Below are 16,654 nucleotides of genomic sequence, written 5' to 3' on the forward strand. Positions count from 1 at the left end.
ATTTTGCTTTTCATAAACTGAAAATCTATCTTCGGTGCACGGAGATTTGCTGTGATAGAACAATTTTTGAATCGCTTTTTTTCTAACGATAAAGAACTGGTTGCCTTTGTAAAGGGCATTACGGGTATTACGCCTTCTAAGCTAAAACTATACAAACAAGTATTTAGCCACCGCTCTAAATTTTCGCAACCGGAGCAAAACAACGAGCGTTTAGAACTACTGGGCGATAGCATTTTAGATGCTTGTGTGTGCGATTACTTGTTTAAAAAATATCCCTACAAAGACGAAGGCTTTATTACCCTGCTGCGCTCTAAAGTGGTAAACCGCAGGCAGTTGAACGAACTGGGCGAGCGCCTCGGTTTAATGACAAAATTAGACTATCACAAGCGCCAAATGGGCGACTCTGCCAAAGATATGGCAGGCAATACTTTTGAAGCCTTAGTGGGTGCTTTGTACTTAGATGCAGGTTTTGAACCCACCAAAAAATTTATTCAAAAGAGAGTGCTCTCGCAGCTGTTGGATATAGATAATATTTTAGCTACCGAAATAGATTTTAAAAGCAAACTATATCAATTTGCGCAGCGCGAATCTAAAAAGCTGGAGTTTAACTTACACGAACAAAGCCGCAAAGGCAATAGAAGCTACTTCGTTATTCATATAGTGATAGATAATGAATTTGTGGCTGCAGGCGAAGGATTCAATAAAAAAACTGCCGAACAAAATGCAGCACACAATGCCGTAAAAGTAATTGGGCAAGCTGTTGTGGTAGGCGAAAACACTATTTAACTTCAGGAGTTTACTCTCTTCCAGCCAGCAAGTAGAGTACTGCCATGCGAACAGCCACACCGTTTTCAACCTGTTGCAAAATAATAGATTGCCCACTATCGGCCACATCGCTGCTAAGCTCTATTCCCCGATTTATAGGTCCGGGATGCATAATGGTTATCTTTTTATTTAGACTGTCTAAGAGTTCGCGATTTATACCGTAAAACAGCGAATACTCGCGCAAGGTTGGCACAAATTTAATATCCATCCGCTCTAGCTGAATGCGCAATACGTTTGCCACATCGCACCATTGCAGCGCTTTCTTTAAGTTCAACTCTGTGCGTACGCCTATTTCGCTCAAGTATTTTGGAAGTAAAGTTGGCGGGCCGCATACGGTTACCTCTGCTCCCATCTTCTTTAGCAATGGTATATTAGATCCCGCCACTCTGGAGTGTTTAATATCACCCACTATCAACACGCGCAAACCTTTTAGCGAACCAAATTGCTCGGTCATAGAATATGCATCGAGCAAGCCTTGTGTAGGATGTTCGTTGGTGCCATCGCCTGCATTTACAATGCTTGCAGGAATATGCTGCGATAAAAATACAGGTGCACCGCTACTGCTGTGGCGCATTACCACAATATCTACTTTCATGGCAAGAATATTGCGCACGGTATCTAACAGTGTTTCGCCTTTTTTTACCGAAGAACCCGATGCCGAAAAATTAATGGTATCGGCACTCAATCGTTTCTCTGCCAATTCAAACGAAATGCGGGTGCGTGTAGAATCTTCAAAAAATAAATTGGCAATGGTAATATCTCTGAGCGAAGGAACTTTTTTTATAGGGCGCTGTAACACTTCTTTAAAACGGGTGGCGGTTTGCAGAATCAATTCAATATCCGACTTTTGAATATACTTGATTCCGAGCAGGTGTTTCTGGCTTAAAGCACTCATTTTAAACGGTTGTATTTACCTGAAGAATTTTAATTACTAAATTATATACTTTCTATCCAAACCAAATCGTTTCCGGCTTCTTCTTCCCACTCTACCTTTACCTTTTCGTTTACTATAGAGTCTATTACTTTTCCTACATACGTTGCTTGTATAGGCAAATCGCGGTGTAGCCTTCTATCTATAAGCACCAGTAATTCCACATACTCCGGCCTGCCAAAATCGAGCATAGCATCTAATGCCGCACGAATGGTTCTACCGGTATAGAGCACATCGTCTATTAAAATTACTTTCTTCCCTTCTATCGAAAACGGGATATTGGTTTCGCTTGCCTGCAAGGGCTTTCCTTTTTGCCTAAAATCATCGCGGTAAAAAGTAATATCCAATTTACCATGCTCTATCTGGCGCAATTGGGTAATACGCTGCAATTCTTTTTGAATACGCAGCGATAGCAATACTCCGCGAGGTTGCACTCCAATAAGCACGCTATTGCTGAAATCTTTATGGTTTTCAATTAAAAGATGACAAAGCCTGTGAATGGTAAGCGAAAATTGTTGAGAAGCAAGAATTACGCGTGGCTGCATAAAAACTGCGCTAAAATAAAAATGATGTTGGGGTTTAGAAAAGAAATTTGCATCAAATATTCTTGAATAAGGAGTCAACCCTCAAAAAGTCAAATTTGCGGTTGAGTAATTGGACTTTGGTGTGTAAAAGTTGGTTAACGAACAAAAAATTGGGATTCTGATGTAGCCCAAAAATAAAAGCGGGTGAATTTTTCGTCCATTTGTTTATCATTCGTTTGAAGTTCATGACGGCTGCTGCAAGCATTATGTCGATATTGTCTCCAAAAATACCTCTCTAGTAGTTTCAGGATAATCGGTGGTCTTGTTTAAGATGGCTGATTTGGGGTTTTATTGTAGTTCACCTTCTGAAGCCTTTGCGAGTCTTGCTTTTGATGTGGTGTATCGGTGGTGGTTTCTTTTCTTCTCCGTCTTTGCCAAAATCAACTCAATGCCTTCTTCGCCTACCCGCTTTCGGAATTCTACCAACTCTGTGGGAACATGCTGCTCTTTGGCTGCAAACATTTGCTCTCCACAAAAGTACTGGTAGTAGGCATCCTCCGCCCACTGCCCCACTATGCTCTAATCGTTCAAGTTGCGCAAGTGTTGGAGTATCAGTAACCTTCCCATCAGGCAAATGGGCTTGGCAGATGCGCCATAATACACGCACTGTATACAAGGCAATTACTCAACCACCACCCGCAACGTTTTTACAAATCGCTTATTGTTTATAACTCTAAGCATATAAATGCCCGAAGAAACATTGCTTAAATCAATTTGCTGTTCAGGTTGTGTTTGTTTCCACCCCGCTACTATTTTTCCAACTGCATCGGTTACCAACACATCCAGTTCCCCATCGTAATCATGCTTCAACACAAACAAACCATTGCTCGGGTTAGGCATTAACATAACCGAATATGCACTCAATTCTTCAGTGCCTGCTACAATTACAGTAACACATTCAGTAGTGTCGGCACAGCCATTAAGCGTAACCAAACAACGGTAAGTTCCGCTTTGTGTAACCGTAAATGTTGATGTGGTAGCGCCATTAACGGGCAAGCCGGTATTACAATTAAACCACTGGTAACTTAACCCTGCTTGTAAAGCGGTGCATACATTATTGGTTACCGCAACCGAATCGTTGAAGGGGACTATTTGAAGATTAACGGTAATAAAGCTATCGCAACCGGAAGCATTGACTAAGGTATCGTAGTAAGTGCCGGTAGAATCCCACATAAAATTGCCACTGGGCGATGTATAACTGCCACATGCAGTGGCATTCAATGTTGCTGCACTGCTGAAACCCATAGTGAGATTAATCGTGTAAAAGGTATCGCAACCCAGCACATTGTAAAGCGTATCGGAATAAGTGCCGCTGCTATACCAACGAAAATGGAACCCGGGTGAAAGAACACTATCGCAGCCGCTCATGTTTAGCGTAATGCTTCCGGTTCCAACACATCCGTTTTGATATGCGCCCATATCGGAAAGTGGCATACGGCTTGCACCGGTTATATCTGTGGCAGGCGCACCGAGCGCACTTGCCGACTGCACACCCGGACTGTTGATACGCAAAGCCAATCCATTGTATTTGTAAAACCATTTGTTTTCAAATCCGGCTGGCACGCTATCAACGGCAAATAATGGCGTTGAGGAAATATTGGAACCGCCATTATAAACAGAGGCAGGCACCCCGCTTTGAAACAAATTGTAGGATGCCGAATCGGCACTGTTGCTGCTGAAAACCTGCTTTTGATTAGTCGCACCTACCGATGCACGGTTGTTCCAAAAAATGTTATTTAAAAATTTAACAGAGGAAGTTCCGCCTGTAGCAGCTTTTGTGCAAACTGCTCCGCCACTTTGATTTGCTGAATTGTTGTAAAAAGTAGCGTTTGTAACCCACACTCGTGTAACTCCATTGTTTACGCCTTCATTATACACGGCACCTCCATCAGTATATGCAGAATCTCTAGTAAACACCGCATTAGTTACTGTAAGTTGTATTTGTGCTTGCGCAGACGCACGGTTAAATATAGCAGCACCATAATGCGCTTTATTGTCAACAAAAACACAGTTGAAAATAGCCGGGTTGCTGTTGTTTCCAGTGCCGGAACATGCATTGTAAACACCCCCACCGCTATTGTCGGGTGCAGTTACACCGTCAGCGTTTCCATTGGTTATAATGAAGCCATCTAGAGAAGAAACTCCTGCATTTTTAAAAGTAACTACATGATAGCTGTTATCGGCAGATGAACCCTCATCACCAATGTTGCCATTCAAGAAGGTGTTATTCTCGGCAAGATTTCTCGCGCCACCGCCATTTGGATAGCCGCCTTTGACATGTAACCCACTGCGCAGAATGGTGAATGATGCTGAACGGTCGGTGTTGCTTTGATACCCCTTAGGAAAGTAATTGCCTCTTGCCACTAGAATAGTGTCGATAGCCGGACAATAGTTAGCGCGGTCGAGCGCTTCACTCAACGTTCTGAATGCGTTTTCCCAAGTTGAGCCATCGCCACTTGCAGCACGACCGGCATCCACATACAACACATTTTGATTATTCAACCCTGCGCTATCGCAATAACCAAGTAAAGCACTCTCGTAGGCACCACGGTCAACAGTTACATTTTGAATGCGTAAAGCTCCTGTGATGTCTGTTGCAATACCAGTGCTCAAAGCATTGGAACCGCTGTTCAATGCGGGCGACAGATAACTTACCTGCAAACCATCATCTCCGGTAAACCAAAAACCATCAAATCCTCCAGGCAATTGCCGCACTGTGAACAATGGATCTATTCCAACAATATTACCATTACCCACATGAGTGGCTTGAAGTATTGAGTAATTGATGTTTTCATTTCCCGCAGAGAAAACATCGGCACCGGCTGTTGCCGAATTTCCATAAAAAACTGAATTGCCAATTGACACTAACGAAGCATTATCGTTGTAAACAGCACCGCCACTTGCAGCAGTATTGCTGAAAAAAGTAGCGTTTGTAATTTCAGTATTGGAAGCAACATTGTAAACAGCACCACCATTTGCCGATGAAGTATTGTTGTAGAAAACCACATTCTGAATTTTGGGCGAAGAGTTATTGTTGGCAACTGCGCCCCCGTTGGCAGACTGGTTTCCGTTGAACACAACATTTCTGATGCGTGGCGATGAATTATTGTTTTGTATTCCACCTCCTTTGCCATTGGTTATCACAAATCCATCGAGCAATGCGGCAGTATCAACGTTGTTATTTACAAAAACAATGGTGTCGTTACCGCTTAGCGTGGTATTATAGCCCAAACTCAGGTTACGTTGTTGCAGTGTTTGCTCATTGCCTGCAAAGCCACCATAAATTTTCACATTGCTTTTCATGGCAAAAGAAGTGCCACTTACCGGTGGCGAATAGGTGCCGCCTGCCACCCAAACACTGTCGCCACTCTTGGCGGCATTGATGCCATCTTCAAACTTAGTGAAAGCAGTTGCCCAGCTTGTTCCGTTTTGTTCGGCAGTATCCTGTGCATGGTTTACATACCAACGGGTGATCATTGCTACACTTTCATACGCACCCGGGTCAGGCTTGCCCAGCTGCACTCGAGCCGCACCGCTTAAATCATTAGCCCCCGATGCATAATTGACATTTCCTGAGTTAATGAGATTACTGGTATTCTTTAAAAACAAACCGTCATCACTTGTTGCCCATCTGTTATCGTCTCCTTTCAAATTAGCGGTGTCGCTGAATTGCGGATTGCCCAATTCGCTGTTTGCAGTTAGAGTTGAAACAACACCTCCTCCAATGAAATATTGAGGGTTGTTTGCAATGGTATCGTTGTTATCATAAAAAATATTGTTGGCAATAATTTGTGTGCCTGTTGCGCCATTCAACGAAAAAGCGCCACCGCCTGTAGTGGCAAAACTTTTGAAGAAGGTGTTTTGTGCAATAAGATAAGTGCCGCTTGTGAAATTGGCGCCACCGCCTTGTGCTAAAGTTGAATCGTAAGCAAATAGATTATTGGTAATAGTGTGTGCACCGCCAAAACAACTGATAGCACCACCACCGCCATTAAAAGAAGTGTTTCTGTAAAAAACATTTTTGCTCACCTCGCCCATGCTATTGGTTCCGTTTCCTTCTAAACGAATGGCTCCGCCAAAACGAGCATTGTTGTTTTCATAAATAGAATTTGTGCTGGTGAGTTTGCTGCCCTGATTGGCAAATACCGCTGCACCTCCCTGAAATGCTGCATTGTTATAGAACGAACAATTATTGATAAGCACCTTTGATGCGGCAACATAAATAGCAGCACCATAGCCACGATGAAACTGTATTCCGTTTATAGCGTAACTTCCATTAACGGATGCATTGCCGTCAGCAAAAGTTATTCCGTCAATAACAGACATTGAAGCTGTATCGGTTTTAATAATCAAAATGTGATACGCATTATCGTTAGAAGTTGTGGAGTTGATATTCCCGCTCATGGTTACCTTATTAGATAACACATTTCTTACACCGCCACCATTAGGGTAACCGCCATACAACGAATATGAATTCGACATGTAAAAAGCCGTATCGCGACTTGCAGAGTATTCATTAGAACCGTTGGCATAGTATGTTCCTTGTGCAATGTAAATGGTATCTACCTGCGGGCAACGGTTTGCCGCACCCATCGCTTCGTTTAAATAGCGATAGGCAGTTGCCCAACTGCTGCCATCTCCGCTTGTTGTAACACTGCTATCTACATACAATGCAGTTAAGCCTGGGCATCCGAATGTTTCGTAAGCTCCGGCATCAACCGTAGCCTGCAAAACTCTTGCGCTGTTGGTGATGTCGGCAGTTGTTTCTTCCTGTATGTAAGTGTTACTGCCCGAATTGATGGTGGTGCTTGCTGCTTGCGGAATAAGTCCGTCATCATCCGTCATTATCTGTCCGTCAGCACCTGCCGGATTATTGATGTCGGTAAACAGCGGGCTTGCCCCGCCAACATGACTGGAGAAAATGTTTGTAGCTGAGTTGCTGTTGGTGTTGTGATACTCCTGCATTACGGTTCCAAAACCGTTTTGATTAACGTAGTTGCCCCACAAAAGAGAATTGTAAATATTAGTTATCGCATTACCCGCACCGTTTACATTAATCGTTTCTACAAAACCTCCGAAATATCCATTGGCAATATTGTTAGCGCCTGTGCAGTTGTAAAGATTCAGTGCAACATCAACATTGTTATTGCCTCCTTTCAGCACATAAATAGCACCGCCATTGGCAGTTGCATAATTGTTGTAAAACAAACATTGAATGGCAGTGAAAGTATGATTGGAAAAAGCATCCATTACACTTATTGCACCACCAAAGTTTGCGGAATTATTGCGGAACACACAGTTGCGCACTATAGGTGTAGGAGCCGCTGCAATACCTGAATAATGGATACCGCCCCCATTTTGATAAGCGTTCAACGTAGGGTGGTTGGCATTTCCGTTCTGTATAATCAATCCGTCTAATAATGGAAATATTCCGCCATACGTTACCACGTGGTAGGCATTGTCTGAGGTATCGCCCAAAACGCCAATGTCACCATCTAAAATGGTTGGGTTGGCAGGAATGTCGCGCTGAGAAAACGAAGTTTCGTTTCCGGCAAACCCTCCATATAGTTTATTCGAATAACCCAGGTAAAATGTATTGAATCGGCCCTGATTGGTTCCGTTGGCAGCACGGTCGGGGTAATAGGTGCCTTGTTTAATCCAAATATCTTTCAGGTAAAATCCATTAAAGGCACTGGCGATGGCATCATTCAAATTGTTGAATGCGGTTGCCCAACTATTACCATCGCCACCGTTAGGAGCATCGGCCGCTACATATACAATAGGATTTATTTCGTAGGCGCCCATGTCAATGGTATCCTGCACTACGCGCGGAACACCTGCTAAATCAAAATTTGTATCATTCAACGTTTTCGAACCCATGTTACGGCAAGGTGAATTAGGAGGAATTACCATTGGTGGGAAGGACAAGTATCCCGGATTCACATCAATGTTCATTCCGTTGTCAACACCGGTAGCGCTCACCCACGCCCCGCTGCCGCCACTGCCTTGTATGTTTGAATAAGTAAATGAACATCCTGGCGAACCGATTTCATTTTGTGCAGTTCCAGCTGTATCGCCCCACAAAATACTGTTGCGAACTGTAATAGTTGCGGTTGCTGAAGAAATTGCTCCTCCGCTGTTTGCAGCTTTATTATAGCCCGCTGAACAGTTGGTTAACCGCGCAGCAGTGTTACTAAAAAATAATGCACCGCCATTTTGCGATTGATTGTTGCGGAAAAGACAGTTGGTAAAATCTGCCGAGAGCGCAGATGGAAATGCGATGGCTGAACTGTAAAACGCTCCACCATTTCCACCGGCAGTGTTGCCCACAAACACGGAATTCTGCGCTTTCACCTGACCCACAAATGCGATACTGGGAATACCAATGCCACCTCCATTGCCTGAAGCATAATTGTTTTGAAGCATAGAATTTTTCAGCGTAAGCCGCTCTATGCTGTCGTTAAATGCCGAAAGCATTTTTATTCCACCGCCAAATGAAGAAGCGTTTTCATCGCCTCTTCCATCGGCTATTATTACTCCTTCAAGCATTATTTTGCTTACGCCCGAAGGGATAGTAACCACATGGTAACTGTTATCAGTAGTCGATGATATGTTACCAATATTGCCCGATAGCACGGTAATGTTCACCGAAGGATTGCGGTCGGCAAACACCGAGCCGCCCGAAGGGAACCCACCATAAAGTTTATCTCCATCGCGCAGGGTAAATGTTTGGTTGCGGTCGTTAAGATTAACCAATACACCTCTGTCGGGATAGTAAGTGCCTGCGGCAATGTAAAAATTGCGGTTGTTGTTGCAAACATTCATCAGCGCATCCTGCAAGTTGTTGTAAGCATTTGCCCAATTGCTGCCGTTATTGGCACCTGTAGCTGATGCATCCACATATACATTGTTAGAAGATGCCGAGCTGACAATAATAAACTGCTGGGCATAAGTGGCGCTGTTTCCGTTCAGGTCGGTTACCGTATAGTTTACGGTATAGGTGCCTCCCAAATCGGCACAGGAAAAGGTGCGCGGAGTCCAGGAATAATTTACCGTAATCCCCGAGCAGTTATCGGTTGCCACCGGAAAATCATTTTGTGTTACCGTGTATGGTCCGGTAGCAATGTCGCGGTAAACCGGATTTGGGCTCAGGGGCCAGGTAGGAATTTTGGGCGGAGCCGAATCTATTACCCGCACACACAACTCAGTATCCGAAGTGTCCACATTGCCGGCAAAATCGGTGGCTATAAGCCGTACTTTCCTTATGAAGCCAACATCATTGCAGTTGAAAATACTTTTGGTGAATGACAACGTTTTTACCGAATCATTATCTGTTGCCCATGCATAAGCAGCATTTACGGGCAGCGTTACCTGTGTGGCTGCAGTCGGATTGCTGAAACTAAGTTGCAGCGAAAGTGTAACTGTATCTGTGGTTACTGTAGCTACCGGAGGAATGTTATCGGCAATGGTGCGGTATGAAAACGAACCGCTTTGAGGCGCGGTGGTAACAGCGCCCGGAACATAACTGATGTTGGTAAACTCCCCTGAAGACGACTGGCAATAAAGTTTTCCTCCCCATCCGGGCTTTCGTAAATAAGCCGCACTGGTTGAAAAATTATTTGTAAGATTTAATTTACTACCGTTCCATTCAACATCAATAGCCGGGGCACCACCTGCACCTGCACCAGGGTATGACATTCCACCAAAATCTTCCGAACCACAAGCGCCAGCACCTCCACCAAAAAAACCACATCCGCCAGCACCACCCAGATAAATAGGGCTGGGTTGGCAATTAGCATAATTGTAAAGAACAGAGCTTGGGTTAGCCACTACTTGCTGAAACTGTTGCTGTGCTTTTGAATAGTAAATAGGCTGCCCACCACCCTGGCCTGCGTAAACTGCTGTGATGGCATAGGAATTATTGTAAACACCTGTGCTGTAGCTAAATGTTTTATGCCGTGCAGAGGATGCAATGCCAAACGAATTCGTATCGGGCATAAAAGATGAGGAACCCGAATAGGTAGTGTAGGCGCTCACGACACTTGAAGATGTGCAGTTATCACCTACGCCTCCGCTCGCTACATTAGAGTAAGGGTCTGTTGTAGCAATTCCTCCACCTTTTCCCGCTTTGGCGGCATTCAGCGTTGCCCATCCACCACCACCTCCTCCGGCTCCTGCAATAAAATATCCGGGCAAGAAATCTGTTTCATGAAACATTTTTATGTACTGGATTTGAGGAACCAGCCAACACATGCCCGTAGAGCCGCCTCCGCCACCGGTAGCAACTAAACCGAACAGGTTGGTGCTTTGTCCGTGTTTGCCATATACCACTAAAAATGGTTTGCCATACGATGACGAAGAAGTGAGCATGTAAGTAAACTGAACAGTGCCCCCTTGTCCTGCATGGGCAAGCTGAGTTTGTGAGCCGTTTCTGAAAGTTGCCGTTCCACCATCGGCTCCTCGCAACTGAAACTCTACTCCCATAATGCCCAATCCTTTTGCCGGCATGGTACGTATCTGGGTTTCCAGATTGTTAATGTCATCAGGAAAAGCCGTAGTATTTGTTACCCAATTGCCATTGGTATTTACTAATGGAATGCCCGCATAAGGAAGATTGGGCAACTTTTGAAGGTCAATACTGCTTTGAGCAACAAGGGTTCCCGATAAAAGAACAAAAGCAAAAAAGCATGTATAAACTACCTGTAATGCACGACCTACGAATAACAAAAAGTGAGGCATGGTGTTTTTTATTTTATGAATTCTAAAGTAATGAAGCAAATGTCGAAAAAGAAATTGCGAAACTCATTACTACTTAATTACTACCACCTTGTCTGTAACGTAAAGAGCTAGTAGTATTGTAATGCAGTGAAGGTAAATGGCGCTTACCAGCTGGAAACGACAATTGATAAATTTTAAAACAATGGTAGTAAACTATCCGTATTTACGCTACTAACATGAAAAAAAATATAACAGTAACAGGTGCACTTGAAAAAATATGGAATACCAGCATGATACCCCTGCTGCGTCAGTATGATGAGTTAAAAAAAATTGAGACTACAAGCAGCAGCCGTTTAAAACGCGAAGAACTTCCATTGCTTCGTCTTACTGAACTAATGTTGCTGCGCCAAATGAACCGACACAAGGAAGCCGATGCACTTTGCATTAAGCGCGAAAAACAATTCAACAACATTAAGAACAAACTATATGCGCACCGATGGAAAAGAATGAAGTTGGTGGAGCAAATGCGTAAGAACAATACTGCCACAGCAGCAGCAGCTAAAGCATTAGCCGATGAAGCTTCTGCCAATAACTGGATAGAGGAAGAACTGCGTGCCTTGTTTTTACAGCACTTAATTGAAATGCACCAAGGGCATTTTGCATTGGCCCTCGAAACCGCCCAACAGGTAAAACTGCTGGCACAAAAAAGCAAGAATGAATATTTTGTATTGCAAAGTGCTTGGGCTGTGGCGCATGTTCATTTTTTCTTTGGCTATTATGAAAAATCTTTAAAAGAATGCTTGGTGGTAAAAAAGCTGTTTGATGAAAATGATTTAAGCCAACCGCAACATCTTACATTCTTCAATTTGTTGGCAAACTGCTATCAAACTCAAAAAAAGCTAACCCCAGCCATTAAACTTTACGAACGGATTTTGGAACATATAAAAACGCCCGAAACAGCCGATTCGCTCATATACATTGCCGCCTCTTCTAACCTTGCCACTGCTTTAATTGAAAAAGGGCAATTGAATAAAGCTGAAAAAATTTACATGGCTGTAGATGTTTTCGCACAAAAAAATAGTTGGCACAATTATCGGCTCGATTCGCAACTAAATCTTGCACGGCTTTACCTGAAACAAAATAGATTGAACGAAATGCGAGCAGCAGTTGAAGAAGCCGAGCGTTTATCGGCACAAATTAAAATCCTCCGGCTTGAAGTAAGCGTGCTTCAACTTAGAGCACAATATGAAAAAGCCGCAGGCAATACTGCCAACGCTTTAGCTGCACATGAAAAATATTTTTCAAAATACCGCCAATGGCAAACTTTAGAAGATGCTGAAAAAATAAAAGCAATTGAAACCGCTCATCAACTACAAATTCAACAACTAAATCATGAAGTGATGAAGAAAGAACATCAACTACAGGAACAGGAAATACAATTGCTCAATTCGCAATTGCATCAAAAAGACAAACTCATTACTCAGTTTGCCGATTATTTTACTGAGTTGGAACAAACCTCCATTCGCAGAAAGGAAATTTTTTTAAAACTGCGTAGTATGGTTAACACGGTTAAACAAACCCAACAATATGAACGAGCCGGTTATTCGGCAAAGTTTAACGAAGCGCACCATGCCTCGAAAGACGTTTTAATGAAAAGGTTTCCGGGCATTTCTAATGCAGAAGCCAACACCGCTATTATGCTTACAAAAAGCTTAAGCAATAAAGAAATTGCCACGCTTACACTTACCACTGTAAGAAATGTAGAAAAACACCGCCTTAGTTTGCGCAAAAAACTACACTTGAAAAGAAATGACGATTTGGTGCAGGCATTGCGCAAAGAAATCTTAACTCACTAGTTAATCATCAACCACTTTTCATGCAGCCCAACCAATCAAACTGATGAAAAATAACTTTAGCATAAAAAGGATTGGGGATGAAGTCAACATCAGCTGAGCTATTGACGAGTGCCACAAAAGGAAGGCGCAACATTGCAATACACCCAACATACATAAAACCCCAATACCAAATTCTAAAACTGGATTTCGAAAAACTTGCTGATTGTTAAAGTCAACTACGCCTCCGAACGCTTTGGGGCAACATATTTTGCAAGGTTTTACCACAAAATTCTTGCAACACTTGCAAGTTATTACACTACATTCTCAACCGATTGTGCTGACAATGTTAACATTGAAGGTTTTTTGAGGGGAAAATAAATAGTTTCTCTTATCCCATACCGCCAACCACCTTTGTTTTAAAACAAAAAGGGCTGAACAAAAGATGCTCAGCCCTTTGCTATATTAGTTGTTACAGTTTAGAATTTCAAGATTTTAAATTCTGTTCTGCGGTTTTCTTGGTGTTGCTCATCGGTACAGTTAGATTTTACAGCGCCTTCGCAAGCACATTTATTCACCAATCTACTTTCGCCATATCCGGCTGCTACTAATCTGTTTTTACCCACACCGCGGCTGATAATGTATTTAACGGCACTTTCTGCACGTTTGGTAGAAAGCTGGCGGTTGTATTCTGCGGTAGCACGACAGTCTGTATGTGAACTCAACTCAATTTCCATTGTTGGGTTATCGAGCATAATTTTTACCAACTTATCTAACTCGCGTGCAGCATCCGGGCGAATATCCCATTTATCTAAATCGTAGTAAATATTTTCAACTTTTATGGCTACACCTTTCTTCACCTTTTCTAATTCTAAAGTAGCATAAACAGTTCCCGGAGCTTGCTTGCCCACGGTGGTAACGGTAGATGATACAGTAAGGTAGCGCACATTAGGGTCGTTTGGAATATCCTTGCTGGCCTCTAAGCGGTAGTTGCTCCCGGTTTCTACTTCAAAGAATGCCTTACCCAAATCGTTGGTTTCGGCTCTTACAGGTTGCTGGGTATTCATGTTTACCATCTTCACTTTTGCATCGCGCAATGGCTCTTTGGTTTTTTTGTCTAATACCGTTACTTCCAAGTTCAAGCCACCTTGCTGCTGTAAAGGAATTTGCACAGTTATAGGTGCATTATCTGTTTGTGCTTCTACAGTTGCAGGTATAAAACCGTCTTTGCTTGCCATAAACTTATAGTTGCGTTTAGGCAATGCCGGAAACTGTACGGCACCATTTTTATCGGTAAGGCGGCTGCCTTTTTCTATACCGTTTTCAAATACAATTACGCGTGCATCTTTAATTGGGTCTTTAGTTTTGGCATTATATACGATGGCATTTATTACAATTCCCTTTCTAGTGAATTTGTAAATATCGTCATCGCCAACGCCACCATCGCGGTTAGAAACAAAGTAGCCGAATTTGTTGTCGGGCTCAATAATATATCCGAAATCGTCTTTATTACTATTGATTGGATAGCCCACATTTTCCGGAGCACTCCATTTGCCGCCTCTTTGGCTGGCGCTGAATACATCTAAGCCGCCTAAACCTGCATGACCATTTGATGCAAAATACAAGGTACTGTCTTCTGCAATGTATGGAAACATTTCATCGCCAGAGGTATTGATGTCTGCACCCAAATTTTCGGGCACACTCCATTCGCCTCCAATTTGGCGGTGTGTAACATATAAATCTACGCCACCTTGTCCGCCCGGTTTATCGCTGGCAAAATAGAGCGTTTTTCCATCGGCAGTAAGTGTTGGATGGCAAACGGAATAGTCTTTGTTGTTAAACGGTACTGCTTCAATAATTTCATCGCCCCAACGTGCTTGGTCGGGCAAATACACCATGCGGTAAATTTTCAATTTCACAATTTTATCGGTGCTGGTGCGCGGACGGTTTTTTACGTAATTGCTGCGTGTAATATAAATTTCATCGTTCTTTTTATTATAGCTCATGGGACCTTCGTGAAATCTGCGGTTGGGCTGGCGTCCTTTCATGGCGTTAGCACCTACTATGTTTCCGCTCCCATCGTTTTCGCTTTCATACATTTGTAAGAAAGGAGCATCGGTCCAATCGTCTTTTCTTCCTACGCCACCATCCGGTTTTTGGCGATTGCTGCAAAACATTATGCGACCCTCTTTGTAAAATGCAGGGCCAAAATCCGATGCCGGGGAATTGGTAGTTAAAAGTTCGATGCTATAAATGCCTTTGTCTTTTGCCATTTCCTTTACACGATCTAATCCGCTCATTCTTTCTTTCACACTTTGGTTGCTAGTGTCTGTATCTAAGAATGCTTTATAGTATAGTTTGGCTTCATCGTATTTTTTATTGCTGCGCAGGGCTTCGGCATAGTAAAGTTTGTTTTCCGGCTTTAAACCTGCATCGTTGGCAGTAAGTGCATACCATTTTTCGGCTTCCTGCCAATTGTTTAGCAAGCGATAGCTGTCGGCTATTTTTTGGCGAAGTGCAGAGTTGCCACTGTCTTTCTTCACGGCTCTCCCATAATACTGCAATGCAGTGGTAAAATCGAATCGTTTGAAATAGACATCACCCATGCGCTCGGTGGGTTTTTGAGCAAGAGCTATTGTGGCAACAGCCAGCAATGCCCAACTAAGCGTCCAAATCTTTTTGCCCATACTTTATATTTAGTCTGTTATTGTTCGGTTTAACAAAGTGGTTTAGAAATATTTTACATAACGTGGTGTTACAAAGCGCTTACGGTTGTAAGAGAAATCGTAACCTACCATAATTTCGTGTGTGCCACCATGATACGGATTAGTTCTTGAGAGTGTGGCATCGTAAGCATAGCCTATACGCAATTGCGGTGTTACCTTTGCCTCTATCATTCCTATAATAGACTCGCCTCTCCAGCGTTGGTAGTCGCCACCAAGTCTCCAACCTGCTCCTACCCACAAGCGGTCTATAAACAATAGGTTTAAGTTAAAATCGAACTGTGGTAAATTTCTTCTGTCGCCCTGTACATATTTCATTAAGAAAGTTGGCTTTACTTTTACAATAGCGCCATCTTTTCCAAAAACATAACCGGCAGTTAATAAGTAATGGTTGTACTGTTTTGCTACTTGCTCGCCTGCTTTTGCCAAGCTGAACGGACCATTTAAGCTGTTTGGAATCAGATGCGGTACAGAAACACCTATAAAGTAGCGTTTACCGTAAACATAGATTCCAAAGCCCACATTAAACAACGGTAAGTTTTGGTTTACGCTAAATATCTGGTCTGAAGTGAAACCATCCGGCAATACCGCATCAGAATTGCGCTGTTGGTAATAGGTAAATCCTGCTTGAACGCCTAAGCATATTCTCGACTTGCGTACTTTTATTCTATACGAAAAAGCCGGAGTAATGGAGAACATATTAGTAAGCCCCAAACGGTCGTTCATAATAGTTGCTCCTAAAGCGTATTGGTCGCGCTTAAATGGCGCATGAATACTGGCATTAAAAGTACGCGGAGCACCATCGAACCCAGCCCACTGGTGGCGGTAGATGGCGGTGGCGCTAATTACTTCGTGGCTGCCTGCATACGCAGGATTCAAAAACAAGCCATTGAACATATACATACTGTACATGGCATCTTGTTGAGCCAAAGCAGCAATGGTTACGAAGGCTGCTAAAAGTGTCGCATAAATCTTGCGCATGTGTTAAGTATTTGCGTTTACTGTTTCTTTTAAAAACTGTCTTCCGATTTATTTTAAAAA

At 43.0% G+C, this 16,654-nt stretch carries 8 protein-coding genes; 2 read left to right on the top strand and 6 right to left on the bottom strand.

Going from position 1 to position 16,654, the window contains the following annotated elements:
• The first annotated feature begins 66 nt into the window (after window positions 1-66).
• On the top strand, window positions 67-786 hold the full coding sequence (gene rnc, locus KF872_07910; protein ID MBX2903468.1) for a ribonuclease III: 720 nt from the start codon (window positions 67-69) through the stop codon (window positions 784-786).
• Window positions 787-796: 10 nt separating this feature from the next.
• Here rnc and KF872_07915 read toward each other — a convergent pair whose 3' ends face one another.
• The 4 genes from KF872_07915 to KF872_07930 form a co-directional block, all read right to left on the bottom strand.
• Window positions 797-1,720, bottom strand: coding sequence for an aspartate carbamoyltransferase catalytic subunit (locus tag KF872_07915; protein ID MBX2903469.1), 924 nt, complete (start codon window positions 1,718-1,720; stop codon window positions 797-799).
• Between the two features lie 41 nt (window positions 1,721-1,761).
• Entirely contained in the window at window positions 1,762-2,301 is a 540-nt protein-coding gene (gene pyrR, locus KF872_07920) for a bifunctional pyr operon transcriptional regulator/uracil phosphoribosyltransferase PyrR (GenBank protein ID MBX2903470.1), read from the bottom strand.
• Window positions 2,302-2,628: 327 nt separating this feature from the next.
• Entirely contained in the window at window positions 2,629-2,853 is a 225-nt protein-coding gene (locus tag KF872_07925) for a hypothetical protein (protein MBX2903471.1), read from the bottom strand.
• A gap of 108 nt (window positions 2,854-2,961) precedes the next feature.
• Entirely contained in the window at window positions 2,962-11,079 is an 8,118-nt protein-coding gene (locus KF872_07930; protein ID MBX2903472.1) for a T9SS type A sorting domain-containing protein, read from the bottom strand.
• Window positions 11,080-11,294: 215 nt separating this feature from the next.
• On the opposite strand from KF872_07930, the gene KF872_07935 reads away from it, so the two are divergent.
• On the top strand, window positions 11,295-12,914 hold the full coding sequence (locus tag KF872_07935) for a hypothetical protein (GenBank protein MBX2903473.1): 1,620 nt from the start codon (window positions 11,295-11,297) through the stop codon (window positions 12,912-12,914).
• Between the two features lie 455 nt (window positions 12,915-13,369).
• On the opposite strand, the gene KF872_07940 is transcribed toward KF872_07935, so the two are convergent.
• Entirely contained in the window at window positions 13,370-15,577 is a 2,208-nt protein-coding gene (locus tag KF872_07940) for a PD40 domain-containing protein (GenBank protein ID MBX2903474.1), read from the bottom strand.
• 42 nt (window positions 15,578-15,619) lie between these two features.
• Window positions 15,620-16,594 carry a type IX secretion system membrane protein PorP/SprF gene (locus KF872_07945; protein ID MBX2903475.1) on the bottom strand — a complete coding sequence of 325 codons (975 nt, stop codon included), beginning with the start codon at window positions 16,592-16,594 and terminating at the stop codon, window positions 15,620-15,622.
• Between the last annotated feature and the right edge of the window lie 60 nt (window positions 16,595-16,654).

Source organism: Chitinophagales bacterium (assembly GCA_019638515.1).
Taxonomy (GTDB): Bacteria; Bacteroidota; Bacteroidia; order Chitinophagales; family LD1; genus UBA7692.